Here is a 23,709-nt window from a genome sequence, read left to right on the forward strand (position 1 = left end):
TCGCAGACAGCGGAGACCACCCCGCGCAGGCGGTGGTCTCAATCGCCGAGGCGGTGCGCTCAATCGCCGAGGAAGTCGACCGAGGCCCGTCGCATCGTGAAGCCGACACCGGTGTCGTCGGCGGTGCACGTCATGCCGTCCTCGGCCGAGGTGCACGTCATCCCCGATGCGGAGATCGACTCACCGTAGCCGAGCACGCGCGCCGGGCCCGAGCTCGCCGGGGCCTCCCGGCACGAGAAGCCCGCGCCCTCGCCGTTGGCGACGACGACGGAGCCCCAGTTGTCCATCTGACAGTCCTCGGGCCTCTCCGGGGGCGTGTAGTCGAACGAGGCGATGACGCACCGCGCCCGGTCGGCGTCGATCGTGCATTCGATGTTGCCCGACGGCGACGCGAACGTCTCCACGGCCGCCGGCGGGCTCGAGGTCTCCGACCCCTGGCTCTCCGTCGGCGCGGGCGTGGGCTGGAGGGAGGGTGATTCCGGCGCCGAGGCGGTCTCCTCCGTGCTCTGCATCGAATCCCAGACGATGTAGCCGACGATCCCGATCGCGAGCACGAGGGCGATCGACGCGAGCACCCACAGCCAGGCGGGGACCTTCGCCGTCTCCGGTTCGCGCCGGTACGGTCCGCCCGGCCCGCCCGCGGAACCGGGCCCGCCGGGTCCTCCCGGTCCGGTCGGCCCGCCGGGCCCCGCCGGTCCACCGGGTCCCGGGTATCCGCCGTTCTGGTATCCCGCGGCGTACGCGGCTCCGGCCGGTGCCGGAGTCCCCCCGCGCGGAGTCCCACCGCGCGGTTGCCCCTGCTGGCTCACCTGCGGGGAGAACTGGCCGGGCGCCGCGGCGCCGAAGCCCTCAGCAGGTCGCGTTACGCCTTCGGAACCGCCGTAGTGCGGGGTGCCCTGCGGGTTCCACTGGCGGGGTGCCGCCGCTGCCTCGGCTTCGGCGAGGTCCGAGGAGTTGACCTTCCGGGGTGCCGCTGCGGGCTCATCGACCTCCGGGTCACCGCCTTCGGCGGCCGCGATGGCGCGGAGCTCCTCGAGACTGAGGACCTCGGTCGCCGCGGCGCCGTCGGCGGAGACCATCGACTTCAACCGGTCGATCTCCTCGGCGCTGAGCGCCTGCGTCGAGCCGTCGGCCTGCGGCGACTTGTCCTGGCCGATGAAGAGCTGCGTGGTGATCGAATCCGGAGTCTCCTCGGCCGGTTTCCGGCGCCCGGGGCGCGGAGGATGATTCGGCACGGGTGGAATACTCATGAGCGCCATTTTCTCACAGCCCCCGGCCTCCCCCTTTTCAGGTTCGTGAGAGGATGACCTCATGTTCAGTCGTCGCACCCGCGCAGGCGCGGGCCTCGTCGGACTCGCCGTCACCGTCTCCCTGGCGTCGTGCGGGCCCGCAGACGACTCCCCCGACCGCGCGATCGCGGCACCCGCTCAACAGGGTCCGACCGGTGACTTCGCCGTTCCGGTCCAGCACGACCCCGGGACCGCCTCGGCGACGAGATCCGGGGAACGGGAAGGGGAGGCATCCGGACAGGACCCGGCTCCGGCGCTGCCGGGACTCGGACCGGAGACCTCGGCCCAGATCCCGGCCGAAACGACTCAGGCGCTCGTCGTCGCCAGCCCGTACGCGGACTCCGAGTCCGGGGAGCTGCGCGTCTACCGGCGCACCGGCGACGAATGGGAGAAGGTGAAGACCTTCGCCACGCACAACGGGTCGGCGGGATGGCTGGCCGACCGCCGCGAAGGGGACAAGACGAGCCCGATCGGCGTCTTCACCCTCAGCGATGCCGGCGGCTATGCCGAGAATCCCGGCACCAAGCTGCCGTACACGCGGGACAAGGGCCTCTCCGCCTCGGCGAGCGTCGCGTACGGACCCGAGTACGAACGGGTCTTCGACTACGTCATCGCCATCGACTACAACCGCACGCCCGGCACTCCCCCGACCGATCGCACGCGTCCGCTGGGCAAGGACCGGGGCGGCGGGATCTGGCTCCATCTCGACCATGATTCGGGGACGAACGGCTGCGTCACCCTGAAGAAGGACGATCTCGTGTGGCTGCTGGAGAACCTCGACCCGGAGGCGCATCCGCGGATCGCGATGGGTCCGGCCGCAGAACTGGCGAAATAGGAGGCGAGCGCATGCGAGAGGTCATCATCTCCCTCGTGCAGTCGATCAACGGCGCATATGCCCAGGACGGGTGGTCGACGGGGGTGTCGACGCCCACGGACTTCACCTACTTCGTCGGCCTGCGGAGGCGGGCCGGGGCGATCCTCATCGATCGCCGCACGGCGCTCAACCCGCAGCTGCCGATGATCAACGCGCCCGGCAAGGTGCTCGAGCACACCCCCGTCTACGTGCTCACGGAATCCGACGCTGAGGTCCTGTCCCAGCAGCTCGCGGAGCGCGGCCTCGACTACCGTGCCGTCCACTTCACCCCCGACACCCTGCCCGAGGTGATCGCGGGACTCGAGACGACCGGCGACATGCTCCTCTGCGAATCCGGCCCCAACCTCGCCTACCGTCTCCTCGACCACGGCCCGGGCGTCGAACTGCATCTGAGCATCTCCCCGCGCTACCTCAAGGATGCCGGCACGCACTTCTCCGCCCTCGACGCCGACATCCCGCTGCGAGTCCGCGGCGTCGAACAGCGCGACGACCAGGTCATCATCCGCTACGTGCGCGCGTGACCTCGGCGTCGTCCATGGAGTGACCCCGCCGAGGCGGTCGGTCGTCCCGTCCGCGCCGACGCAGTCGACACACGCCACCGGGCGCGCGATCACCGCCCCGGTGAGAGGAAGGTGACGATCTCCTCGCCACCCGACGAATCCGCGCTTGCCGACGAGCCCTCTCCTCCCGGCGAACCCGTGCGCCCGGACTCATCGGAGGCGATCCCGCCACGCTCGAGGATCGCTGCCGCGGCGGCGCTCACCTCGGCGATGTCGATCGTCTCCACTCCCCCGGTGAGGTCGTTGCGGTCATCACCGGAGACGGGGGCGAGGATCGTCAGCTCCCGGAACCGGACGTCGGCGGTCTCGGCATCGGCGACGCGGATGAGCATCGACTGGGCGGCGCCGAAGACGCTGATCGCCCCCGATCCGCTCAGGGCCTCGATGCTCGCGACCCCGTTGAGGGCGAGATGCGTCCCCACGCCCAGGTCGGCCGAGATCTTCGCAGCGGTGAAGTGTCCGCGCAGGTGAGAGGCATAATCCTCGTCGAACGCGGCCAGCCCGCGGGCGAGCACCGGGTCACCGACGGACCAGCCGCCGATCGCCGCGATCACGGCGTCCGCCTCAGCGCCGAGGTCGGCCAGCCCCGCCTTGACGGTCTCGGGATGATCGACCCAGTCCGGGCACACGAGCGGGGTGTAGGCGACGGGACCGTCGGGCAGCGAGCGGACGACGCCGATGATTTCGTGCGCGGCGCCGAGGTGGGCGGACAGATGCGTGCCGACCCAACCGGAGGCACCGAAGAGGAGGATGCGCATCGGCCCAGTCTATGACCCCGGCGCACCGAGACGACTGCGCGGACACGACCGCCCAGACACGACTGTCCAGCGACGATCGCGCAGGCCGCGCCGAATCGGAGACCCGACCGCGCCCCGCTCAGTTCGAGTAGAAGACGCGCACGCCCTCGCTCGCGGTGAACGTCATGTACCCGCCTTCGAAGTTCTGGCGGGTCTTGCCGCCGGAGGAGAACTCGCCGGTCGTCGGCAGTCCGAGCCGGCTGCGCTCCCACCCGAGTTCCTTCCACTTGCTCAGCATCCCGTAGCTGAGCGGCTGGCCCTTCGTCGCCGCCGAGTACGTGATGATGCCGTGCTCGAACCCCTGGTAGACGGCATCGGAGCGGTACGTGAACGTCACCTCGTCGGTCGTGGGGAATCCGAGCAGCCCCTTCTCGTACTTCAGCGCCGCGTACGCGGAGCGGATGCCGCCCTTGTTGAGGTGGGCGCCGGTCGACTTCGACCAGTAGACGACGCCCTTCTGGAAGAACTGGTACGCCCCGTCGGGGTTCGACAGGGACCGCTCGGGGCCCGTGGGCTCACCGGTGGCGGCCTTGTTGGCGCGGTAGTACGACCCGATCGCCCCGCCGACGGAGTAGCCGAGGTCGTCCTGGAGCGCCGCGGCATTCGTTCTCATCGCCCCGAGCCGGGAGTAGAACGCCCCGCCCGGACAGTCCGTGTAGCTCGTGTCCCGATGCCCGGAGACGGTCTTGAGCGTGACCTTCTGCCCTGCCGGGTACTTGGCCGTCCCGCCTCCGCCGGAGGTCAGGGTCATCGATCCGGTCGGGGAGAATCCGTACGTGTTCGCCTTCCACGCGATGACGCGCTCGACGGCCTTCTGCGCGGCCGAGCTCGGCGCCGATCCCGTGTACGTGCCGAGCACGCTCACCCCGATCGTCGAGGAGTTGAACCCGGACGCGTGCGCTCCGGTGATCGCCTTGTCGATGCTGCCGGCCCGGCCTTCGTAGATGTTGCCGAACCGGTCGACGAGGAAGTTGTAGCCGATGTCGCACCAGCCCCGCGACTGCGTGTGGTAGGCGAGATAGCCGCGGATGATGCCCGGCGCCTCGGCCTCGGAGTACGAGTTCGACCCGGCGGTGTGGTGGACGAAGACGCCCTTCGCGCTCGACGTCTGATCCGACTGGCAGCGCACGAGGCTCTCATCCGCACCCCATTCGGCGCGGGTGATGATGTTGGCCTTGAGCCCCTCGTTGTACTTCTGCGGGGACAGGCCCGACGGCGATCCCGGATCGGGTCGCTTCGCCAGCGATTCGTCGGCGTCGGTGACCGGGGTCGCGGCGGTCGTGATCGTCAGATCCGTCGTCGCCGCACCGGCGGCGGAGGCGCGGACCTCGACCGCGGTCGAGTCGAGGACGGGAACGGCCTCGGACTCCCCGGCCGCGTCGGTGGACTGTGCGGCCTCCGGCGAGGACTCATCGGGGCCCGGGTCATCTGCGGCCGGCAGGTCCTCCCAGCCGGTCCAGGCTCCGTTCGTCTCCGAACGGAACTCGAGTCCGGGGTCCTCACCGTTCCAGCGGGCGCCGAGGATCGTCACCTCGGCGGGGTCGAGGGCGATCCGTTCGACGTCGCTGACGGCAGCGGAGTACGTGTCGACGGCCGTTCCCCCGCCTGCCGTGGAGCCGGTGGAGGAGTCCGGGGAGGATGCATCCGGCGCCGAGGCGGGCGCCGAGGACGGCGCGGATGTGGGGTCGGGAGATGGCGCGGAGTCGTCCTCGCCGCCCGCCGGAGCACTGCTCGGCGGCGCACTGCTCGACGGCGCGGAGCCGAGTCCGGGATCGGGGGCGTCGGCGGCGAGCGCCGGCACGCCGATCGACGCGGCGATGAGGGTGGTGGTCACGGCGGTCACGGTCAGGGAGAGAGCTCTCATGGGCATCCTGCTTCCTCGCTCGGTCACGGCTGCGACGATACCTCAGCTGAGAGTGACTTGTGAACCCTCTCACACCGAATCCGCGCAGGTTCGCCGCCCGAAATGACCGCGCGGTAGGCTTCTGTGGTCCCCTCCCGCCCGATCCGTGAGAGTCCTCCATGCCCCAGCCCAGCGACCCTCAGCGCAGTCGTGAGCTCACGCGGCTCGAAGCGCTCCTCGACACCGTCGCCAATCGCTGGCTCATCCGTGTCCCCGCGGGGCTGCGCGAGTTCCTCGCCTTCGGGATCAAGCAGGCCTGGGCGTGTCTCTTCGGGGCGCTCATGCTGACCGCCATCATCCTCACCTCGTGGTGGTATCCCGCCGATGCGCCGGTCGCCCGCAACGACGTCCTCGTCATCATCGCCGTGCTCATCCAGATCGGGATGCTCGCCTTCCGGCTCGAGACCGGTCGCGAGTTCCTCGTCATCGTCCTCTTCCACATCTTCGGCACGGTCATGGAGCTCTTCAAGACCGCGGTGGGCTCGTGGAACTACGCCCCCGGCGGCGTCCTCCACATCGGCGCGGTGCCGCTGTTCACGGGGTTCATGTACGCGGCCGTCGGCTCCTACATCGTCCGCGTGTACCGGCTCTTCGACCTCCGGTTCAGCCACTACCCGCCGAGGTGGATCACCGCTCTCATCGCCGTGGCCATCTACGTCAACTTCTTCGCCCACCACTTCGTCATCGACATCCGCCTGTTCCTCGTCGCGGCCACCGTCATCGTCTACTTCCGCTGCGTCATGCACTTCCGCGTCCACACCCGCACCCTGCGCATGCCGATCCTCCTCGCCTTCGTCCTCGTCGCGTTCTTCATCTGGATCGCGGAGAACATCGGCACCGCGGCCGGCGCGTGGCTCTACCCCTCGCAGGCCGAGGGCTGGGAGCTCGTGCCCGTGACGAAGCTCGTCGCGTGGTTCCTCCTCATGATGATCTCCGTCGTCCTCGTCACGTTCGTCTACCCGCCCCGGCCCCCGGAGACGACGGCGCACCGCGGTTCCGCCGACCGCCCCTCCTGATCAGCGCCGCCGGCCCGGTGAGCACCTATACTCGGGACCAACGACGTCGAAGGGGACTTCATGGCTGCCGCGGAACCGGACGCGCCGAGCGCACTCGAATCGGCCATGCGCCCGCCGTCGGGCACCTATCTTCACCTGAGCAGGAGAATCGTCCTCCGCGTCCTCGCCGGTCTCGTCGTCCTCGCCCTCCTCGCCGTCCTCCTCGGCATCGTCGTCGTCCGCCGTTCCTTTCCCACGACCGACGGTGAGATCAGCCTGCCGGGTCTCGACGCGCAGGTCACCGTGACCCGCGACGGCAGCGGCATCCCGACGATCGAGGCCTCGACCTCCCACGACCTCTTCCTCGCCCAGGGATTCGTCCACGCCCAGGACCGGTTCTGGGAGATGGACTTCCGTCGCAAGGTCACGGCGGGGCGGCTCTCGGAGTACTTCGGTCCCTCGCAGTACGGCACGGATGCCTTCATCCGCACGCTCGGCTGGCGCAAGGTCGCCGAGGAGGAGGTCGCCCAGCTCGATGCGACGACGCTCGGCTATTACGAGGCCTACGCCGAGGGGGTCAACGCCTACCTCAAGGATCGCTCCCCCACCGAGGTCTCCCTCGAATACGGGATCCTCGGTCTCCAGGCCGGACCGATCGAGATCGAGGAGTGGACCCCGGCCGACAGCGTCGCCTGGCTCAAGGCGATGGCGTGGGACCTGCGGTCGAACCTCGAGGACGAGATCGACCGGGCGATCACCAGCGCGGCGCTCACCGAGGAGCAGATGGCCGACATCTACCCTGACTACCCGTACGACGAGCGACCGACGATCATCGACGGCCCGCCCGGTGACGCCCCGGCGGCCCCCGCCGACGATCCCCCCGACGGCCAGTCCGCAACCGGCGGGACCACAGACTCCGGCGACGACCCAGCCACCACCTCGGCGGGACGATCCGGGGACCCGACCACCACCTCGGCGGGACGATCCGGGGACCCGACCACCACCTCGGCGGGACGATCCGGGGACCCGACCACCACCTCGGCGGGGAGATCCGACGACCCGGCCACCACCTCGGCGGGAAACGACAGCGCCCCGAAGGCCGGCGGGTCCCTCACCCCTGACAGCGGGCCCAACGCCGGCCCCGCGTCCAACGGCCCCGCGTCCAACGGCACCCTGCCGGAGGACCTCGGCGAACTCGATGCCCGCCTGCGGGAGATCCCGGGCCTGCTGGGGATGAACAGCCGCGACATCGGATCGAACTCGTGGGTGGTCTCCGGTGCGCTCACGGACACGGGTGCGCCCCTGCTCGCCAACGATCCGCACCTGTCCCCGGCGATGCCCTCGGTCTGGTACCAGGTCGGGCTGAGGTGCTCCCAGGTCACGCCCGCGTGCCCGTTCGACGTCTCGGGATTCTCGTTCTCGGGTCTGCCCGGGGTCGTCATCGGGCACAATCAGTCGATCGCGTGGGGCATGACGAATCTCGGCCCCGATGTCACGGACCTCGTCGTCGAGAAGATCGACGACGCCGACGCGATCTACGACGATGAGAGGGAGCGCGTCGTCACGCGACAGGAGACGATCCGGATCGCGAAGGAGGAGCCGCGGACGATGACGATCTGGGAGACGAAGCACGGCCCGATCGTCTCCGGCCTCGACGACACTTATCGCACGGTCCTCGACTCGACGACCGGAGCGGAGTCCCCGTCGGCCGACAGCGGGTTGGCCGGTGCCCGCTACCAGCTCGCCCTCGAATGGACGGCGCTCACCCCCGGCCGCACCGCCTCGGCGATCTTCGCGCTCAACAAGGCGACGAACTGGGAGGAGTTCCGGGCCGCCGCCGAACTCTTCGACGTGCCCTCCCAGAACCTCGTCTACGCCGACGTCGAAGGCAACATCGGTTACCAGGCGCCGGGGAAGATCCCCCGCCGCGGCACCGCCGACGGCATGCTCCCCCGCCAGGGGTGGGACTCGGACCAGGACTGGCAGGGCTGGATCGGCTTCGACGAGCTGCCCTCGGCCCTCAACCCCGAGCGCGGGTGGATCGTCACCGCGAACAACCCCGTCACCCGACCGGGCGAATCCGTGCGCCTCGGCGACGACTACGACGACGGGGACCGGGCGACCCGGATCACCGATCTCCTCACCGAGGCGATCGCGGCGGGCCCGGTGAGCGCCGACGACTTCGCGGCGATCCAGGGCGATGATCGCAATCCCCTCGCCGACACGCTCGTGCCCCGGCTGCTCGCGCTCGAGGCGAACGGCGACCCCGACATCGAAGCCGCCCAGGAGATGCTGCGGACCTGGGACGGCCGGGATTCCGCAGACAGCGCGGGGGCCGCGTACTTCAACGTCGTCGTCTCGACGATCCTCGCCGAGGTGTTCGCCCCAAAGCTGCCGGCGGAGGTCCGTCCCTCCGGGGGCAGCCGCTGGTATCTCGTCATCGACGATCTGCTCGCCGAACCGGAGTCGCCGTGGTGGACGGACGCCGACGTCACCGGCCGGGACGAAGCGCTCACCCGGGCGCTCGGGTCGGCGTGGACCCGGACCGCCGACCTCCTCGGGCCCGAACCGGTGACCTGGCGATGGGGCACCCTGCACGAGCTGACGATCAAGAACGCCAGCCTCGGCGAATCGGGGATCACCGCGGTGGAGAAGCTCTTCAACCGCGGGCCCTTCGAGGTCTCCGGCGGCTCGGGCGTCGTCAACGCCACCGGGTGGGACGCCGCGGTCGGCTTCGAGACGGACTGGGTGCCGTCGATGCGGCAGATCATCGACGTCGGGGACTTCGACCGCTCGCGGTGGATCAATCTCACCGGGGCCTCGGGTCATGCCTTCAACCCGAACTACGCCGATCAGACGGAGGACTGGGCGGCGAATCGGACCCGGCGGTGGGCGTACTCACCGGCGGCGGTGGCCGCAGCCGCGGAGGACACGCTCGTCCTCACGCCGTGACGGGTGCCGGTGAGGTGCCCCCAGTCGTGGCCCTCAGTCGTGCGGGAGGACCTTCGTCTCGAGGAAGTTCGCGACATCGTCCTCCCAGCGGACGGGGTCGACGTTCCATTCCTTCGTGTGCCGGGCCTTGACGTACGGGGGCATCGTCACGAGGTCGCGCCGGACGGAGGCGAGGGCGTGCGAGGGTGAGGACGGAACGAACTCGTCGTCGTCGGAGTGGATGAGGAGGACGGGCACATCGAGTTCCGCGGCCCGGGTCACCCAGTCCATCCGCCCGAGGTCGAGCGGAGTCTCGAGGCCGGTGATCGGGCGCGCCCACGGCTGAGTGATCATCTCGAGCGTGAGCTTCGCGACCGGGGTCGGGAGCATGTTCTTCTTCGCCTGGCCGTCGAGGACGTTGATCCAGTCGACGACGGGACCGTCGAGGACGAGGGCGGCGATGTGCTCGCGGTTGCGTCCGCGCGAGGCCGCCTGGAAGGCGATCGCCCCGCCCATCGACCAGCCGAAGAGGACGACGTTGCGGGCGCCGTGGGCGAGCGCGAAGTCGATCGCGGCGTCGACGTCGATCCATTCGGTGTCGCCGAGGCCGTAGCGCGAGGAGGACTCGATGCGCACCTCGGCGTCGTTGCGGTAGGACATCGCGATCGCCGGCACGCCGAGCGTGTTGAGCACGGGGGCCGCCCGCAGGCCCTCGGCGCGCGTGCTTGCGCGCCCGTGGATGAGGATCGCCCACGTGTCGCGGGGTTCGGGATGGTCGGTGGGAAGGTGCCAGGCCGGCAGCGTCCCGGCGTCGGATTCGAGGTCGATGTCCTCGAACTTCACCCCCGCCGCGAGCGGGTCCGGGTAGACGACGCCCGTCCAGCGGCCGTGCCGGGCGCGGCGGATGTCGCCCTTGGTCACGCTGACGACCTCACGGGAGACGGTGCGCGAGCGCGGATCGTATTCGACGATGTCGCCGATCACCGCGTGCCCGGCCCCCTGGTTGAAGTAGAGGCCGTAGAGGCCCGGCACCGTCGTCTCCTCGTCGGCCGGGAGGTGGATGCGCATGTTCGGGGAGAAGCCGTCGATGTGGAGGATGTCGAGCTCTTCGGGGGCGTTCTCGGGAACGACGATGCGACGGGCGAAGTACGCGGCGAGTCCCGAGGAAGCCACTGAGATCACAGCGCCGATGCCGGCGCCGACGCCGACTGCGGCCAGCAGCAGGCGCGTGGGGAACTGAGAGTCGCGTGCCATGGTGTCATTCTCTCCCACGGAATGAGATCTCTCCAAACGCTGTTGACCTCATGGAAGAGTCGTGGGCGCCGCAGCGTCGGGCCCGGACCGTCCCGGTGGTGGGACAATGGACACCACCGCACCGAGCAATGAGACCGGAGGTCACCATGAGCCACACTCCCACCCCCGCCGCTGACGGCACCGAGGAGGTCCGCTGGCAGGACGTGCTCACCCCCGAGGAGTTCGCCGTCCTCCGTCAGGGTGCCACGGAGCGTCCGTTCACCGGCGAGTACAACGACACGACGACGGTGGGCATGTACCAGTGTCGGGCGTGCGGGGCCGACCTGTTCCCCTCGGACACGAAGTTCGCCTCGCACTGCGGGTGGCCCTCGTTCTACGCTCCGCTCGCCGAGGATCGGGTCCGCTACATCAGGGACACCTCGATGGGCATGGAGCGCGTCGAGGTCCGCTGCGCGAACTGCGACTCCCACTTGGGCCACGTGTTCTCCGGTGAGGGCTACGACACCCCCACCGATCAGCGCTACTGCATCAACTCGATCTCGCTGCGGCTCAACGAGGACGCGCAGGACGCGTAAGTGAGCGGGCTCGTCATCAAGCCGTTCGCGGAGCTGACGACGGCCGAGCTCTACGGCATCCTCCAGCTGCGCTCCCAGGTCTTCGTCGTCGAGCAGGACTGCGTGTTCCTCGACCTCGACGGGGTCGACACCCTGCCGGGCACGCTCCATGCGTTCCATCCCGGCGACGGCGGGACGGTCCCCGACTCCCACGGCGCCGAGGCGGGGGTGAGCCTGATGCCGCGCGCGTACGCCCGCATCCTCCCGGAGGGATTCGCCGACGGGCCGGCCGCGGTGCCGGGGGCGCGCAGCATCGGCCGGGTCGTCACGGATCCGGCCGCCCGCGGTCAGGGGTGGGGCAGGCGGCTCATCGCCGAGGTGGTCGCCGAGTTCGCGCATCTGCCGCTCACGCTCAACGCCCAGTCCCATCTCGAGGGGTTCTACACCGAGTTCGGCTTCGCCCCGAACGGTCCCCGCTTCGACGAGGACGGCATCGAGCACACGCCGATGTCGCGGCCTCAGACCCCGGCTCACTGACGGTTCGTCGCCCTGGGGCCCTGGACCGCCCGGGCCGGAAGTCTACGAGGCCGCTGAGGAATCCCTCGCGTTCGAGGCGTCGACGGCGGCGATGATCCGGGTCATCGTCGCATGGAGATCGCGCACCCCCGCCTCGTCGATGTCGAGCTTGGCCATCATCTGGCCGGGAATCGCCTCGGCGGCCCGGCGCAGATCGGCACCGGTCGGGGTGAGCGTGACCTCGACGACGCGCTCGTCGCTGGCGCTGCGCGCACGCGTGACGTAGTCGAGGGCCTCGAGTCGCTTGACGAGCGGTGAGACCGTCGCCGGTTCGAGGCGGAGCAGCTCGGCGATGCGGCGGACCGGCAAGCTGCCGTGCTGCCAGAGGGCGAGCATGACGAGGTACTGCGGGTGGGTGAGGCGCAGCGGCTCGAGCACCGACCGATACGCGGAGATCACCCCGCGCGAGGCGACGGCGAGTGCGAAGCAGATCTGGCTCTCGAGAGCCAGCGGATCGTCCAGGTCCATGAGTGTCCTCCCACAATTAGTTAGCGCACTAATCTTCAGTGTACTATTGAGTTATCAGTTTCGTCGCATCCACCGGGACCGTCCCGGCGCGATCCTGTCGAGGAGGACCTCCATGACCGAGCACCACGATCCCCAGCGCCGCGTCGCCTGGCTCAACTCCTTCTTCCGCCGCATCGTCGGCCCTGCGCAGGTCGACAGCTCGCGCCCCGGCGGGTACTTCGAGGACGAGCACCTGCGCCATGAGCGCCTCGACGCCCTCGGCCTCGAGATGCGCACCGACGCCGCCGGTCACTCCTACGTCGTCGCGAAGACCCCGCAGCCGCCGACCGACGACTGAGGCCCGGCTCCCCCGCCAGCCCGGCGCGCACACGGCGCCGCTCCCCGCCTGCCCCCGCGCCAACGCTCCCCCGCACCGACGCGCATAAGCGCTCAAGCAAACAAGCGCACAAACACCGACGCGCATGAGGCCGACACTCCTATCGAGTGTCGGCCTCATGCGCGTCTGCGGTGCTCAGCGCCAGTCGGTGATGATGTCGACGAGCTCGCGGCGCGGTCCCGTGTAGAACGGGATCTCCTCGCGCACGTGCCGCCGCGCCTCGGTGTTGCGCAGGTCGCGCATGAGGTCGACGATGCGGTGGAGCTCCTCGGCCTCGAAGGAGAGCAGCCATTCGTAGTCGCCGAGGGCGAAGGCCGAGATCGTGTTCGCCTTGATGTCCTTGTAGCCGGCCGCCGCGATCCCGTGGTCGCGCAGCATCGTCGACCGCTCGCCCGGGTCGAGGAGGTACCAGTCGTAGGACCGGACGAACGGGTAGACGCAGATGTAGGAGCCGGGCTGGTCGTCGGTGAGGAGGGCCGGCAGGTGGGCCTTGTTGAACTCGGCGGGACGGTGGAGTCCGACGACCGACCACACGGGTTCGAGGATCCCGCCGAGCAGGGTCCGGCGGATCGCCGAGTACGCGGCCTGGATGAGCTCGATCGTCGGGGCGTGGTACCAGAACATGACGTCGGCGTCGGCGCGCAGGGCGGAGACGTCGTAGACGCCGCGGACGACGAGCCCCTGCTCGATGAGCGGGGCGAGCGCCTCGTCGACCTCGGCGGCCAGCGGCGCCCGGTCGGCGTCGCCGAGCTCACCGGCGGCGGCGAAGACCGAGTACGCGATGTAGCGGATCTCCTGGTTGGCCTGCTCGATCTGTTCCTCGGTGGGTTGCGTGTAGTCGCTCACAGCGTCTCCTTCGTCTCGGTTGGGTGGTGGTCTGCTGGCCGGCTCAGCCTCTGCGCGACGGTCTCGGCGCGGGCGAGGCAGGCGGGGATGCCGACTCCGGCGTACGTCGAGCCGACGACTTCGAGGCCGGGGATCGTCCCGATATCGGCGTCGAGGTCCGCCATCGCGCCGAGGTGGCCCGGCAGGTACTGCGGCAGCGCATCGTCCCAGCGCTGCACCTGGCTGACGATGATCCGATCGCCGGAGCGTCCGGTGATCTCCTGCCAGTCGGCGAAGGCGCGGTCGCGCAGCGCCGTGTCGTCGAGCTCCTGCCACGTGCCGGGGGCGTCGCCGAAGCGTCCGACGCTCATCCGGATGAGCGCGGTGCCCTCGGGGAGGCGGTCGGCGAGCCACGGCCATTTGTTCGACGCGAACGTCGAGGCCTTGATGAACGTGTCCGCCGCCGCCGGCACGAGGAATCCCGAGCCCGTCAGCGGTCCGTCGCCGAGGTCGAGGAGGGCGACGACGAGCGCGGTCGAGGCGTAGGGCACCGCACGGAGCCGGCGGGCGGGACCGGGGGCCGCCTCGGCGAGCAGTCCGGCCGTGACCGGCGCGGGCGTGGCGAGGACGACGGTGTCGGCGGTGTGTGCACCGTCCGGTGTCGTCACCGTCCAGGTCCCGTCGTCGCGGCGCTCCACGGCGGTGACCGGGGAGTGCGTGCGGATCCGCCCGCCGGCCGCGGTGATCGCAGACTCGAGGGCGGGGATGAGGCGGCTGATGCCGCCGACGAGGGACATGAACACCGGTGCGGCGGCGTCGGACGCCGCGGCCTGCTCGTCGCGGGCGGCAAGCAGGGCGGTGACGAGATCGAGCACCGAGGTGCCCGCGGCGGCCGCGGGCAGGAGCGCGGGCACCGTGGCGGCCAGCGACAGGTCGCGGCACCGGCCGGCATAGACCCCGCTGAGCAGCGGATCGACGAGCGTGTCGACGAGGTCGTCGCCGAGGCGGGCGGCGAGGAACTCCCCCACCGAGGTGTCGGGGTCGGCCAGCGCGGGGGTGAGAACTTCGGCGGCGATGCGCGCGGTGGCGGCGTCGCCGAGGAGGTCGCGGACGACCTCGGGGTCACCGGGCACGCCCATGATCGTGCGCTTCGGGATCGCCTGGAGGCGACCGGCGGCGAGCACCTGCGAGGAGTGGTGGGGCGAGGGGAACTCGAGGTCGAGGCCGAGTTCGGCGGCGAGCTCCCGGGTCTCGGGACGGCGGACGAGGCTCGCCTCGGCGCCGAGGTCGAGACCGACCCCGACGTGGCCGCCGAGCGTCGTCGACTTCAGGCATCCGCCGAGGCGGTCGCCGGCCTCGAGCACGGTGACCTCATGTGCGGCGGCAAGGCGGTGAGCGACGGCGAGCCCGGAGATGCCCCCGCCGACGATCGTCATCCTGCTCATCGGGTGCCTGCCGCCTCCTCGGCGATGAGCTGCTGCGAGAGACGGTGCACCTCGGCGACGATCCGACCGGGCACCTCCGGGTCGGTGTCGGGCAGGACCCCGTGCCCGAGGTTGAAGACGAAGCCCGCATCGTGGGCGAGACCGGCGCGGACGATGTCCTCGACCCGCGGGGCCAGGGCCTCCCACGGAGCGAAGAGCAGCGCCGGGTCGAGGTTGCCCTGGAGGGCCTGGCCGGGACGCACCCGGGTCGCGGCATCGGCGAGGTCGACGCGGAAGTCGACGCCCATCGCACTCGACCCGGCCTCGGCCATCGAGGAGAGCAGCTCACCGGTCTGGACGCCGAAGTGGATGCTCGGGACCTCGTGGGCGGCCAGGGCGGAGAACACTGCGGTCGAGTGCTCGAGGACGTGGTCGACGTAGTCGCGGCGGCTGAGGTAGCCCGCCCACGAGTCGAAGAGCTGGAAGGCACTGGCCCCGGCGGACAGCTGGACGTCGATGAACGTCGCGGAGATGCGGGCGAGCTTCTCCAGCAGCCGGGAGAACGTCTCCGGGTCGGAGATCATCAGCGACTTCGTCTTCTCATGGTTCTTGCTCGGGCCGCCCTCGATGAGATAGCTCGCGAGAGTGAAGGGGGCGCCGGCGAAACCGATGAGCGGCGTCGCCTCCCCGAGTTCGGCGGTGATGCGCCCGATCGATTCGGCGATGTCGGGAATGTCGGCCGGATCGAGCTCCGGCAGCGCGTCGACATCGGCGCGCGAACGGATCGGCGAGGCGAGGACGGGCCCGCGCCCGGCGACGATCTCGACGTCGACGCCGGCGGCCTGGAGCGGCACGACGATGTCGGAGAAGAAGATCGCGGCGTCGACTCCGTGCCGGCGCACCGGCTGCAGCGTGATCTCCGTGACGAGTTCCGGGTCGCGGCACGAGGCGAGCATCGAGGTGCCCTGGCGCAGCTCACGGTACTCGGGCAGCGACCGCCCGGCCTGACGCATGAACCAGACGGGGGTGTGGTCGACAGGCTCTCCCCGGAGAGCGGCGAGCAAGGTTGAGGTCATGGGCCCATCCTCCCATTCCCGTGCCCCGCACGCCCAACCGGGAACGGTTTCAAGACGGCGCGTCTTGCGGATTCTTCGCCGCCTGCGCGGCGTGGATGATTCCCCCACAGCATCCGCTGTTCTATCGTGACCAGTGTGGTCAACACCTCACCTCTCAACCGGATTCCGGCGGAGTTCTCCGCCGTGACAGCGGTCCTGCGCGAAGCGCGGAACACGAACAACGTCTCGATCTCGGAGATCCCCGCGCCGGCGAAGCTCGCGCCGTACTCGTACGCCCTCGGCGCCGAGGTCACCGCCGATGAGACCTTCCTCTCCGCGAGCGGGGAGTCCATCGAGGAGCTTGCGACCGGACGCATCGTCGTCCTCTTCGATCCCGAGTCCCCCGCGGAATGGGAAGGCAAGTTCCGGATCGTGTCCTACATCCGGGCGGAGCTCGAACACGAACTCGGCAATGAGACGATGCTCGGCCATGTCGCCTGGTCATGGCTCGAGGACGCGCTCGATTCCAATGACTGCGAGGTCGTCGCGGCGGGCGGGACGACGACGCGAGTGCTCTCGGAGAGCTTCGGCACCCTGGCGACGAGGCCGGCGACGATAGACTTGGAGCTGCGCGCCTCGTGGACCCCGATCATCGGCCGCCCCGATGAGATCGGCAACCACCTCGAGGCGTGGATCGATCTGCTGTGCACAGTCGCCGGACTGCCGCCTCTGCCTGAAGGAGTATCAGCCCTGCCCGGGCGCCGTCGATGACTACCGAACCACCGCTCCTGACCGCCCCCGCCCACGGGGTCCCCCCGCTCACCGACACCGCCGCGGGACTCGCCGATGCCGCGACCGCGCTGTCAGCGGTGACCGGGCCGATCGCCATCGACGCCGAACGCGCCTCGGGGATCCGCTATGGCCAGCGCGCCTTCCTCGTCCAGCTGCGCCGCGAGGGTGCGGGCACGTTCCTCCTCGACTCCGAGGTCCTCGGCGACCTCTCCTCGCTCAACCCCGCGCTCGGATCCGATGAGTGGGTCATCCACTCCGTCACCCAGGATCTGCCGTGCCTCCAGGAGCGGGGCATGGTGCCCGCCGCCCTCTTCGACACCGAGCTCGCCGCCCGTCTCCTCGGGTGGGAGAAGTTCGGCCTCGCCGCGGTCGCCGAGGCCACCCTGGGGATCCGGTTGGCCAAGGAGCACTCCGCGGCGGACTGGTCGACGCGCCCTTTGCCGGAGGAATGGCTCAACTACGCCGCCCTCGATGTCGAGGTGCTCGTGCCGATCCGCGACATCCTCGCCGAGGAGCTGCGGCAGGCGGGCAAGTGGGAGTTCGCGCAGCAGGAGTTCGCACACCTGCTGTCGTTCACGCCGAAGGTCCACGCCGAGCCGTGGCGGCGCACGAGCGGCGTCGCGAAGCTGGGGTCCCGGGCGGAGCTCGCGAAGGTGCGCGCCCTCTGGGAGGCCCGGGACGCGATGGCCGCCGAGACCGATCTCGCCCCGTCGAAGGTGCTCCGCGACCGTGAGCTCATCGATCTCGCACGGGCGCGGGTGCGCTCGAGCGATGACATCCTCGACCGCTGGCCGCGCCTGTCCCGCACGGAGTCGGTGCGCCTCTTCCGCGCGCTGCGCCGGGCCGGACAGCTGACCCCGGAGGAGCTGCCGCCGAAGCGGGAGCGGAGCAGCCTGCCGCGTTCGCCGTTCAGCCACACGGAGCTCAAGGAGCGCACCGCCGCCCTGCGGACCGCTGTCGCCGAGGTGGCCGCGGCACACACGATGCCCCACGAGGTGCTCCTCCAGCCGGCGATCGTCAAGTCGCTCGCGGCCTCGGGCCGCACCGACGTCGCGGAGTTCCTCACGGAGCACGGGGCGCGGCCGTGGCAGGTCGAGCTGACGACTCCCGCGCTGAGCGCGGCGCTCGCAGCGCTTCCGCTGCCGTGAGCGCACCCGAGCTCGTCCTCATGGTCGGGCAGGTCGGGGCCGGGAAGACGACACGGGCCAAGGAGCTCGCGGCGGCGCTGCCGGCGGTGCGGCTGACCCCCGATGAGTGGATGCGACCGCTCTTCGGCGACCCGGAGGCCGACGGGATGCGCACCGTCGTCGAAGGCCGACTCATCACCACGGCCGTCGAGATCCTGCGCGCCGGGGCCTCCGTCGTCCTCGACTTCGGACTGTGGACCCGTGACGAGCGGATCGCGCTGAGCTGGCTTGCCGGCACCGTCGGGGCACGGACTCGCACGGAGTACCTCGCCATCGATCCCGCGCAGCAGGCGGCCCGCGTCGCGGAGCGCGGCAGGAGCGACAGCACCGCGTGGCCGGTCACGCAGGACGCGCTCGATGAGTGGCGGACTCTGCTCGAGGAGCCCACCCCGGCCGAGGCCGCCGGCGATTTCGGACCGCGGGCGACAGCGGACTGGGGCGACTGGATCGCCCGGAAGTGGCCGAGCGCCCTCGCCGAGGTCTAGCGGGTCGGCTCACGCGCCTCGGCGGGTGCCCCGTTCTGCCCGACTGCGCACCTCGGCGGGGAGGATGTTGACGATCTCGGCGACCATCGAATCGACGTCGAGGCCGACGTATTCGAGGATCTCGTCGCGGGTGCCCTGCGGCAGGAATTCGTCCGGGGCCCCGAGTTCGACGACGCCGATCCGGGAGTCCGCAGCCCGCAGGTCGCTGCGGATGCGGGAGCCGATGCCGCCGAGGCGCACTCCGTCCTCGATGACGGCGACCTGGGAGTGCTCCATCGCGAGGTCGATGACGTCGGTGGGCACCGGCAGGACCCAGCGGGGGTCGATGATCGTCGCGGTGATGCCCTCGGCGGCCAGCGCCTCGGCGACCTCATGGGCGCGGGAGGCGAAGGGGCCGACGGAGACGATGAGGACGTCCTTGGGCTCGCCCTCGGGGATCTCGCGGAGGACGTCGACGCCGCCTGTGGTCCGGCGCACCGCGGGCACGTCGGCGCCGACGCTGCCGCGGGGGAAGCGGATGACGGTCGGTGCGTCGGAGACGGCGACGGCTTCGCGCAGCTCCTCGGTCAGCCGGGCGCCGTCGCGGGGGGCGGCGAGCTGGAGGCCGGGGACGATGCGCAGCATCGCCATGTCCCACACCCCGTGGTGGCTCGCCCCGTCGGGTCCGGTGATGCCGGCCCGGTCGAGGACAAAGGTCACGCCCTGTCCGTGGAGGGCGACGTCCATGAGGATCTGGTCGAAGGCGCGGTTGAGGAACGTCGCGTAGATGCAGACGATGGGGTGGAGTCCGCCGTACGCGAGTCCCGCCGCCGAGGTGACGGCGTGCTGTTCGGCGATCCCGACGTCGAAGACGCGCTCGGGGTAGGTTTCGGCGAACTTCGCGAGTCCCACCGGCAGGAGCATCGCGGCGGTGACGGCGACGACGTCGTCGCGGTCGCGGGCGATCTCGAGGACCTCGTCACCGAAGACGGAGGTCCACGAGGTCTGCTTCGACGGGGTCGAGCGGCCGGTCACGGGATCGATGACCCCGACGGAGTGGAACTGGTCGGCGTCGTCGTTGACGGCCGGGTCGTAGCCCTGCCCCTTCTGCGTGATCATATGGACGATGACGGGACCGCCCTCGTACTGCTTGGCCCGGGCCAGGGCCTTCTCGACGCCGGCGAGGTCGTGACCGTCGACGGGGCCGAGGTATTTGATGCCGAGTTCGTCGAACATGCCCGTCTGCTCGGCGCTGACCATGTCCTTGAGGCCGCGCTTGACGCCGTGGATCGCGGAGTAGGCGGCGCGGCCGGGTGCACCGGACTGCTGGAGCGTCGACTTGCCCCACGAGAGGAGCTTCTCGTAGCTCGTCATCGTCCGCAGGTCGTCGAGGTGGGCGGCGAATCCGCCGACGGTCGGGGCGTAGGAGCGCCCGTTGTCGTTGACGACGATGATGAGCTTGCGCGGCGGCGTCGAGGTGTCGGCGGCGATCGTGTTGAGCGCCTCCCAGGCCATGCCGCCGGTCAGGGCCCCGTCGCCGATGACGGCGACGACGTGGCGGTCGCTCTCCCCCTTGAGCTGGTGGGCCTTGGCGATGCCGTCGGCCCACGACAGGGACGCCGAGGCGTGGGAGTTCTCGATGACGTCGTGGTCGCTCTCGGCACGGCTCGGGTACCCGGAGAGGCCGTGCCGCTGGCGCAGCGTGCCGAAGTCGGCCATCCGGCCGGTGAGCAGCTTGTGGACGTACGTCTGGTGGCCGACGTCGAAGAGGATCGTGTCGCGCGGGGAGTCGAAGACCCGGTGCAGTCCCATCGTGAGTTCGACGACGCCGAGGTTGGGGCCGAGATGGCCTCCCGTGCCGGCGACCGTGGTGACGAGGAAGTCCCGGATCTCCTTCGCGAGCACCTCGCACTCGGCCGCATCGAGTCCGCGCAGATCCGCAGGACTCTCGATCGACTCAAGGAATGTCATGCGGCCTCGCTTTTGGGATGTGACGACGGACGATGCGCATCGTCCGCCGAGGGTACGGCTGTTTCCACTCGGAACATTTTAGCGCGTTCCCAAGCCGCAACCCAGCTTGTGGGTGAGGATGTTCCGTCGGTCACAGCTCTCGACGCGAACGTCCCCCGTCACGACTCCGGGAAGGAGTCGGGACGGGGGACGCTGCCAGCGGACAGATCAGGCCGTCGCGAGCTGCCGCAGCACGTACTGCAGGATGCCGCCGTTGCGGTAGTAGTCGGCCTCACCCGGGGTGTCGATGCGGACCACGGCGTCGAAGTCGACGGTCGTGCCGTCGTCCTTCGTCGCGGTGACCTTGACTGTCTTCGGGGTGGTGCCCTCGTTGAGCTCGGTGACACCGGAGATCGAGAACGTCTCGGTGCCGTCGAGGCCCAGCGAGTCCGCGGACTCTCCGGCGGGGAACTGGAGCGGGAGGACGCCCATGCCGATGAGGTTCGAGCGGTGGATGCGTTCGAAGCTCTCGGCGATGACCGCGCGGACGCCGAGCAGCTTCGTGCCCTTGGCCGCCCAGTCGCGCGAGGATCCCGAACCGTACTCCTTGCCGCCGAGGACGACGAGCGGAATGCCGGCATTCTGGTAGTTGACCGACGCGTCGTAGATCGTCGTCTGCGGGGCGCCCTCCTGCGTGAAGTCACGCGTGAAGCCGCCCTGGACGCCGTCGAGGAGCTGGTTGGCCAGGCGGATGTTCGCGAACGTGCCGCGGATCATCACCTCGTGGTTGCCGCGGCGCGAGCCGTAGGAGTTGAAGTCCTTGCGCTCGACGCCGTGGTCGATGAGGTACTTGCCGGCCGGGGTGTCGGCCTTGAAGGAGCCGGCGGGCGAGATGTGGTCGGTCGTCACCGAGTCGCCGAGCTTCGCGAGCACCCGGGCGCCCTCGATGTCGGTGACCGGCACGGTCTCGAGCGTCATGCCGTCGAAGTAGTTCGGCTTGCGCACGTAGGTCGACTTCTCGTCCCATTCGAAGATCGCGCCCTCGGGCGTCTGCAGCGCCTGCCAGCGCTCGTCGCCGTCGAAGATCCGCCCGTACTCGGTGTCGAACATATCGGTCGAGATCGAGGAGTCGATGACCGCCTGGACCTCTTCCGGCGAGGGCCAGAGATCCTTGAGGTAGACGTCGACGCCGTCCTTGTCTTGGCCCAGGGGCTGGTTCTCGAAGTCGAAGTCCATCGTCCCGGCCAGCGCGTAGGCGATGACGAGCGGCGGCGAGGCGAGGTAGTTCATCTTCACATCGGGGCTGATGCGGCCCTCGAAGTTGCGGTTGCCCGAGAGCACCGCGGTGACGGCGAGGTCGTTGTCCTGGATGCTCTCGGAGATCTCGGCATCGAGGGGGCCCGAGTTGCCGATGCACGTCGTGCAGCCGTAGCCGACGACGAAGAAGTTGAGCGCCTCGAGGTCCTCGATGAGCCCGGCCTTCGTGTAGTAGTCGGTGACGACCTTCGAGCCCGGGGCGATCGACGTCTTCACCCACGGCTTCGAGTTGAGTCCGCGCTCCCGGGCGTTGCGGGCGAGCAGACCCGCGGCGAGCATGACCGAGGGGTTCGAGGTGTTCGTGCACGAGGTGATCGAGGCGATCGCCACGGCGCCGTTGGCAAGTTCGAAGTTCCGTCCGTCGCCGGTCGACACGGGAGCCGACTTCGACTCCTCGCCGGGAGCGGCGTAGTTGTGGATGTCCTTGGCGAACTGGCTCTTGGCGTCGGAGAGCTCGATGCGGTCCTGCGGGCGCTTCGGACCCGAGATCGAGGGCACGACGGTGGAGAGGTCGAGCTCGAGGTACTCGGAGTAGGCGACCTCGTTGGCCGGATCGTGCCAGAGTCCCTGGGTCTTCGCGTAGTCCTCGACGAGCTGGATCTGCTCGGGCGAGCGACCCGTGAGCTTGAGGTAGTCGATCGTCACGTCGTCGATCGGGAAGATCGCGGCGGTTGAGCCGAACTCGGGGCTCATGTTGCCGATCGTCGCACGGTTGGCCAGCGGCACCGAGGCCACGCCCTCACCGTAGAACTCGACGAACTTGCCGACGACACCGTGCTGGCGGAGCATGTCGGTGATCGTGAGGACGACGTCGGTGGCGGTCACGCCCGAGGGGATCTCCCCGGTGAGCTTGAAGCCGACGACGCGGGGGATGAGCATCGAGACGGGCTGGCCGAGCATGGCCGCCTCGGCCTCGATGCCGCCGACGCCCCAGCCGAGGACGCCGAGGCCGTTGACCATCGTCGTGTGCGAGTCGGTGCCGACGAGCGTGTCGGGGTAGGCGCGCAGCACCCCGCCGACCTCACGCGGCATGACGACGCGGGCGAGGTATTCGATGTTGACCTGGTGGACGATGCCCATGCCGGGGGGAACGACCTTGAAGTCGTCGAACGCGGTCTGGCCCCAGCGGAGGAACTGGTAGCGCTCGCCGTTGCGCTGGTATTCGATGTCCATGTTGCGCTCGATCGAATCGGCGGTGCCGAACGAGTCGATCTGGACGGAGTGGTCGATGACGAGTTCGGCCGGGGCGAGCGGGTTGACCTTGTCCGGGTCTCCGCCGAGCTCGGCGACCTTCTCGCGCATCGTGGCGAGGTCGACGATGCAGGGCACACCGGTGAAGTCCTGCATGACGACGCGGGCGGGGGTGAACTGGATCTCCGTGCTCGGATCGGCGCCCGGATCCCAGCTCGCGAGGGCCTTGATGTGGTCCTCGGTGATGTTGGCACCGTCTTCGGTGCGCAGCAGGTTCTCGAGCAGCACCTTGAGGCTGAAGGGAAGCTTCTCCGAGCCCTCGACCTGATCGAGGCGATAGATCTCGTAGTCCGTATCGCCCACGGTCAGGGTGCTCTTCGATTTGAACGTATCGACGTTGCTCATCGTGATTCTCCTGTTTCATTCGACACTCATCCAAGAAACCGGGCGTTCGGCCCTGCGCGCGCACCGATTTACGCGACACAAATGTTTCCAAAAGTATCTTGACGTCAAGATAAATTCTAGCGCATTCGACCGCGCTTGACCACCACCGCGACACCCCACCGCCTCGGGTTTTCCACCCGTCGGTCTCCGGTTGGCACCACAGCGCCGCGGACGTCCGCGATCCTATTCTGGAGGCGGACATCACCCATCTCCGCGCCTGTCGCGGACCACGTCAAGGAGTCCCCATGGACCCGTTCACACTGGGCGCCGGCTTCGGCTTCGGCGCGCTCCTCGTCGGCATCATCTTCGCCGTCATCTGCAATGCGCTGGCGAAGGAGAAGGGCCGCTCCGCCGGCTGGTGGGGCCTGCTCGGCTTCCTCACGACCTTCCTCGCCCTCATCGTCCTCGTCCTCCTGCCCGCGAGGACCCGGATCGCCTGAACCGCGCCGAGGCGGTCGCTCGGTGCCGCTGTGAGCACCGTCT

Annotated in this window: 21 protein-coding genes; 11 read left to right on the plus strand and 10 right to left on the minus strand. The window is 69.8% G+C overall.

All coding sequences use genetic code 11. The features are described 5' to 3' along the window. Positions 1 to 59 precede the first annotated feature (59 nt). Entirely contained in the window at positions 60 to 1,250 is a 1,191-nt protein-coding gene (locus tag ACFQ91_RS10650) for a DUF6636 domain-containing protein (protein ID WP_198498956.1), read from the minus strand. Between the two features lie 61 nt (positions 1,251 to 1,311). Between ACFQ91_RS10650 and ACFQ91_RS10655 the strand changes: the two genes are divergently transcribed. Both ACFQ91_RS10655 and ACFQ91_RS10660 read left to right on the plus strand, forming a co-directional pair. Next, a complete protein-coding gene (locus ACFQ91_RS10655; RefSeq protein WP_198498957.1) occupies positions 1,312 to 2,124 on the plus strand; it encodes a L,D-transpeptidase family protein in 813 nt (270 codons plus the stop codon). Positions 2,125 to 2,135: 11 nt separating this feature from the next. Then, complete coding sequence (locus ACFQ91_RS10660) at positions 2,136 to 2,684, plus strand: dihydrofolate reductase family protein (RefSeq protein ID WP_198498958.1); 549 nt, start codon at positions 2,136 to 2,138, stop codon at positions 2,682 to 2,684. Between the two features lie 89 nt (positions 2,685 to 2,773). Here ACFQ91_RS10660 and ACFQ91_RS10665 read toward each other — a convergent pair whose 3' ends face one another. Both ACFQ91_RS10665 and ACFQ91_RS10670 read right to left on the minus strand, forming a co-directional pair. Then, entirely contained in the window at positions 2,774 to 3,481 is a 708-nt protein-coding gene (locus tag ACFQ91_RS10665) for an NAD(P)-dependent oxidoreductase (RefSeq protein WP_198498959.1), read from the minus strand. Positions 3,482 to 3,599: 118 nt separating this feature from the next. Continuing rightward, on the minus strand, positions 3,600 to 5,384 hold the full coding sequence (locus tag ACFQ91_RS10670; RefSeq protein ID WP_198498960.1) for an N-acetylmuramoyl-L-alanine amidase: 1,785 nt from the start codon (positions 5,382 to 5,384) through the stop codon (positions 3,600 to 3,602). A 158-nt stretch (positions 5,385 to 5,542) separates the two neighbouring features. Between ACFQ91_RS10670 and ACFQ91_RS10675 the strand changes: the two genes are divergently transcribed. Both ACFQ91_RS10675 and ACFQ91_RS10680 read left to right on the plus strand, forming a co-directional pair. Continuing rightward, on the plus strand, positions 5,543 to 6,439 hold the full coding sequence (locus ACFQ91_RS10675; protein WP_198498961.1) for a DUF817 domain-containing protein: 897 nt from the start codon (positions 5,543 to 5,545) through the stop codon (positions 6,437 to 6,439). 60 nt (positions 6,440 to 6,499) lie between these two features. Continuing rightward, positions 6,500 to 9,370: a penicillin acylase family protein gene (locus ACFQ91_RS10680; RefSeq protein ID WP_198498962.1), complete on the plus strand. Its 2,871-nt coding sequence runs from the start codon at positions 6,500 to 6,502 to the stop codon at positions 9,368 to 9,370. A 33-nt stretch (positions 9,371 to 9,403) separates the two neighbouring features. Here ACFQ91_RS10680 and ACFQ91_RS10685 read toward each other — a convergent pair whose 3' ends face one another. Continuing rightward, positions 9,404 to 10,603 carry a S9 family peptidase gene (locus ACFQ91_RS10685; protein ID WP_198498963.1) on the minus strand — a complete coding sequence of 400 codons (1,200 nt, stop codon included), beginning with the start codon at positions 10,601 to 10,603 and terminating at the stop codon, positions 9,404 to 9,406. Between the two features lie 146 nt (positions 10,604 to 10,749). Here ACFQ91_RS10685 and msrB point away from each other — a divergent pair, with 146 nt between their 5' ends. Further along, positions 10,750 to 11,178 (plus strand): peptide-methionine (R)-S-oxide reductase MsrB, encoded by a 429-nt coding sequence (gene msrB / locus ACFQ91_RS10690; protein ID WP_198498964.1) that lies wholly within the window; start codon positions 10,750 to 10,752, stop codon positions 11,176 to 11,178. After that, positions 11,179 to 11,694: a GNAT family N-acetyltransferase gene (locus ACFQ91_RS10695; protein WP_198498965.1), complete on the plus strand. Its 516-nt coding sequence runs from the start codon at positions 11,179 to 11,181 to the stop codon at positions 11,692 to 11,694. It begins immediately after the preceding gene. A 42-nt stretch (positions 11,695 to 11,736) separates the two neighbouring features. Here ACFQ91_RS10695 and ACFQ91_RS10700 read toward each other — a convergent pair whose 3' ends face one another. Next, positions 11,737 to 12,201, minus strand: coding sequence for a MarR family winged helix-turn-helix transcriptional regulator (locus tag ACFQ91_RS10700; protein WP_198498966.1), 465 nt, complete (start codon positions 12,199 to 12,201; stop codon positions 11,737 to 11,739). Between the two features lie 112 nt (positions 12,202 to 12,313). Between ACFQ91_RS10700 and ACFQ91_RS10705 the strand changes: the two genes are divergently transcribed. Then, positions 12,314 to 12,538 carry a hypothetical protein gene (locus ACFQ91_RS10705; protein WP_198498967.1) on the plus strand — a complete coding sequence of 75 codons (225 nt, stop codon included), beginning with the start codon at positions 12,314 to 12,316 and terminating at the stop codon, positions 12,536 to 12,538. A 174-nt stretch (positions 12,539 to 12,712) separates the two neighbouring features. Here ACFQ91_RS10705 and hemQ read toward each other — a convergent pair whose 3' ends face one another. Genes hemQ through hemE form a run of 3 tightly spaced genes read right to left on the minus strand, consistent with a single transcriptional unit; the run spans position 12,713 to position 15,902 of the window. After that, positions 12,713 to 13,423, minus strand: coding sequence for a hydrogen peroxide-dependent heme synthase (hemQ, locus tag ACFQ91_RS10710; protein ID WP_198498968.1), 711 nt, complete (start codon positions 13,421 to 13,423; stop codon positions 12,713 to 12,715). Then, positions 13,420 to 14,847 (minus strand): protoporphyrinogen oxidase, encoded by a 1,428-nt coding sequence (gene hemG / locus ACFQ91_RS10715; protein ID WP_198498969.1) that lies wholly within the window; start codon positions 14,845 to 14,847, stop codon positions 13,420 to 13,422. The genes hemQ and hemG overlap by 4 nt, the downstream gene beginning before the upstream one ends. Further along, positions 14,844 to 15,902, minus strand: a complete 1,059-nt coding sequence (hemE, locus tag ACFQ91_RS10720; protein ID WP_198498970.1) for a uroporphyrinogen decarboxylase — start codon at positions 15,900 to 15,902, stop codon at positions 14,844 to 14,846. Before hemE ends, hemG begins: the two co-directional genes overlap by 4 nt. Positions 15,903 to 16,037: 135 nt before the next feature. Here hemE and ACFQ91_RS10725 point away from each other — a divergent pair, with 135 nt between their 5' ends. The 3 genes from ACFQ91_RS10725 to ACFQ91_RS10735 are packed head-to-tail and all read left to right on the plus strand — an operon-like array spanning position 16,038 to position 18,345. Beyond that, positions 16,038 to 16,652: a DUF3000 domain-containing protein gene (locus tag ACFQ91_RS10725; protein WP_198500986.1), complete on the plus strand. Its 615-nt coding sequence runs from the start codon at positions 16,038 to 16,040 to the stop codon at positions 16,650 to 16,652. Continuing rightward, positions 16,649 to 17,821, plus strand: a complete 1,173-nt coding sequence (locus tag ACFQ91_RS10730) for an HRDC domain-containing protein (RefSeq protein WP_198498971.1) — start codon at positions 16,649 to 16,651, stop codon at positions 17,819 to 17,821. Before ACFQ91_RS10725 ends, ACFQ91_RS10730 begins: the two co-directional genes overlap by 4 nt. Then, positions 17,818 to 18,345: an ATP-binding protein gene (locus ACFQ91_RS10735; protein WP_232623617.1), complete on the plus strand. Its 528-nt coding sequence runs from the start codon at positions 17,818 to 17,820 to the stop codon at positions 18,343 to 18,345. Before ACFQ91_RS10730 ends, ACFQ91_RS10735 begins: the two co-directional genes overlap by 4 nt. A 9-nt stretch (positions 18,346 to 18,354) precedes the next feature. Here the strand turns inward: ACFQ91_RS10735 and dxs are convergent, their stop codons facing one another. Beyond that, a complete protein-coding gene (gene dxs, locus ACFQ91_RS10740; RefSeq protein WP_198498972.1) occupies positions 18,355 to 20,295 on the minus strand; it encodes a 1-deoxy-D-xylulose-5-phosphate synthase in 1,941 nt (646 codons plus the stop codon). A gap of 207 nt (positions 20,296 to 20,502) precedes the next feature. After that, positions 20,503 to 23,187, minus strand: a complete 2,685-nt coding sequence (gene acnA / locus ACFQ91_RS10745; protein WP_211979152.1) for an aconitate hydratase AcnA — start codon at positions 23,185 to 23,187, stop codon at positions 20,503 to 20,505. A gap of 284 nt (positions 23,188 to 23,471) precedes the next feature. Here acnA and ACFQ91_RS10750 point away from each other — a divergent pair, with 284 nt between their 5' ends. After that, entirely contained in the window at positions 23,472 to 23,666 is a 195-nt protein-coding gene (locus tag ACFQ91_RS10750) for a hypothetical protein (RefSeq protein WP_198498973.1), read from the plus strand. Positions 23,667 to 23,709: the final 43 nt, after the last annotated feature.

The sequence above is a fragment of the Brevibacterium sp. NPDC056726 genome (genome assembly GCF_042790515.1).
Taxonomy (GTDB): domain Bacteria; phylum Actinomycetota; class Actinomycetes; order Actinomycetales; family Brevibacteriaceae; genus Brevibacterium; species Brevibacterium sanguinis.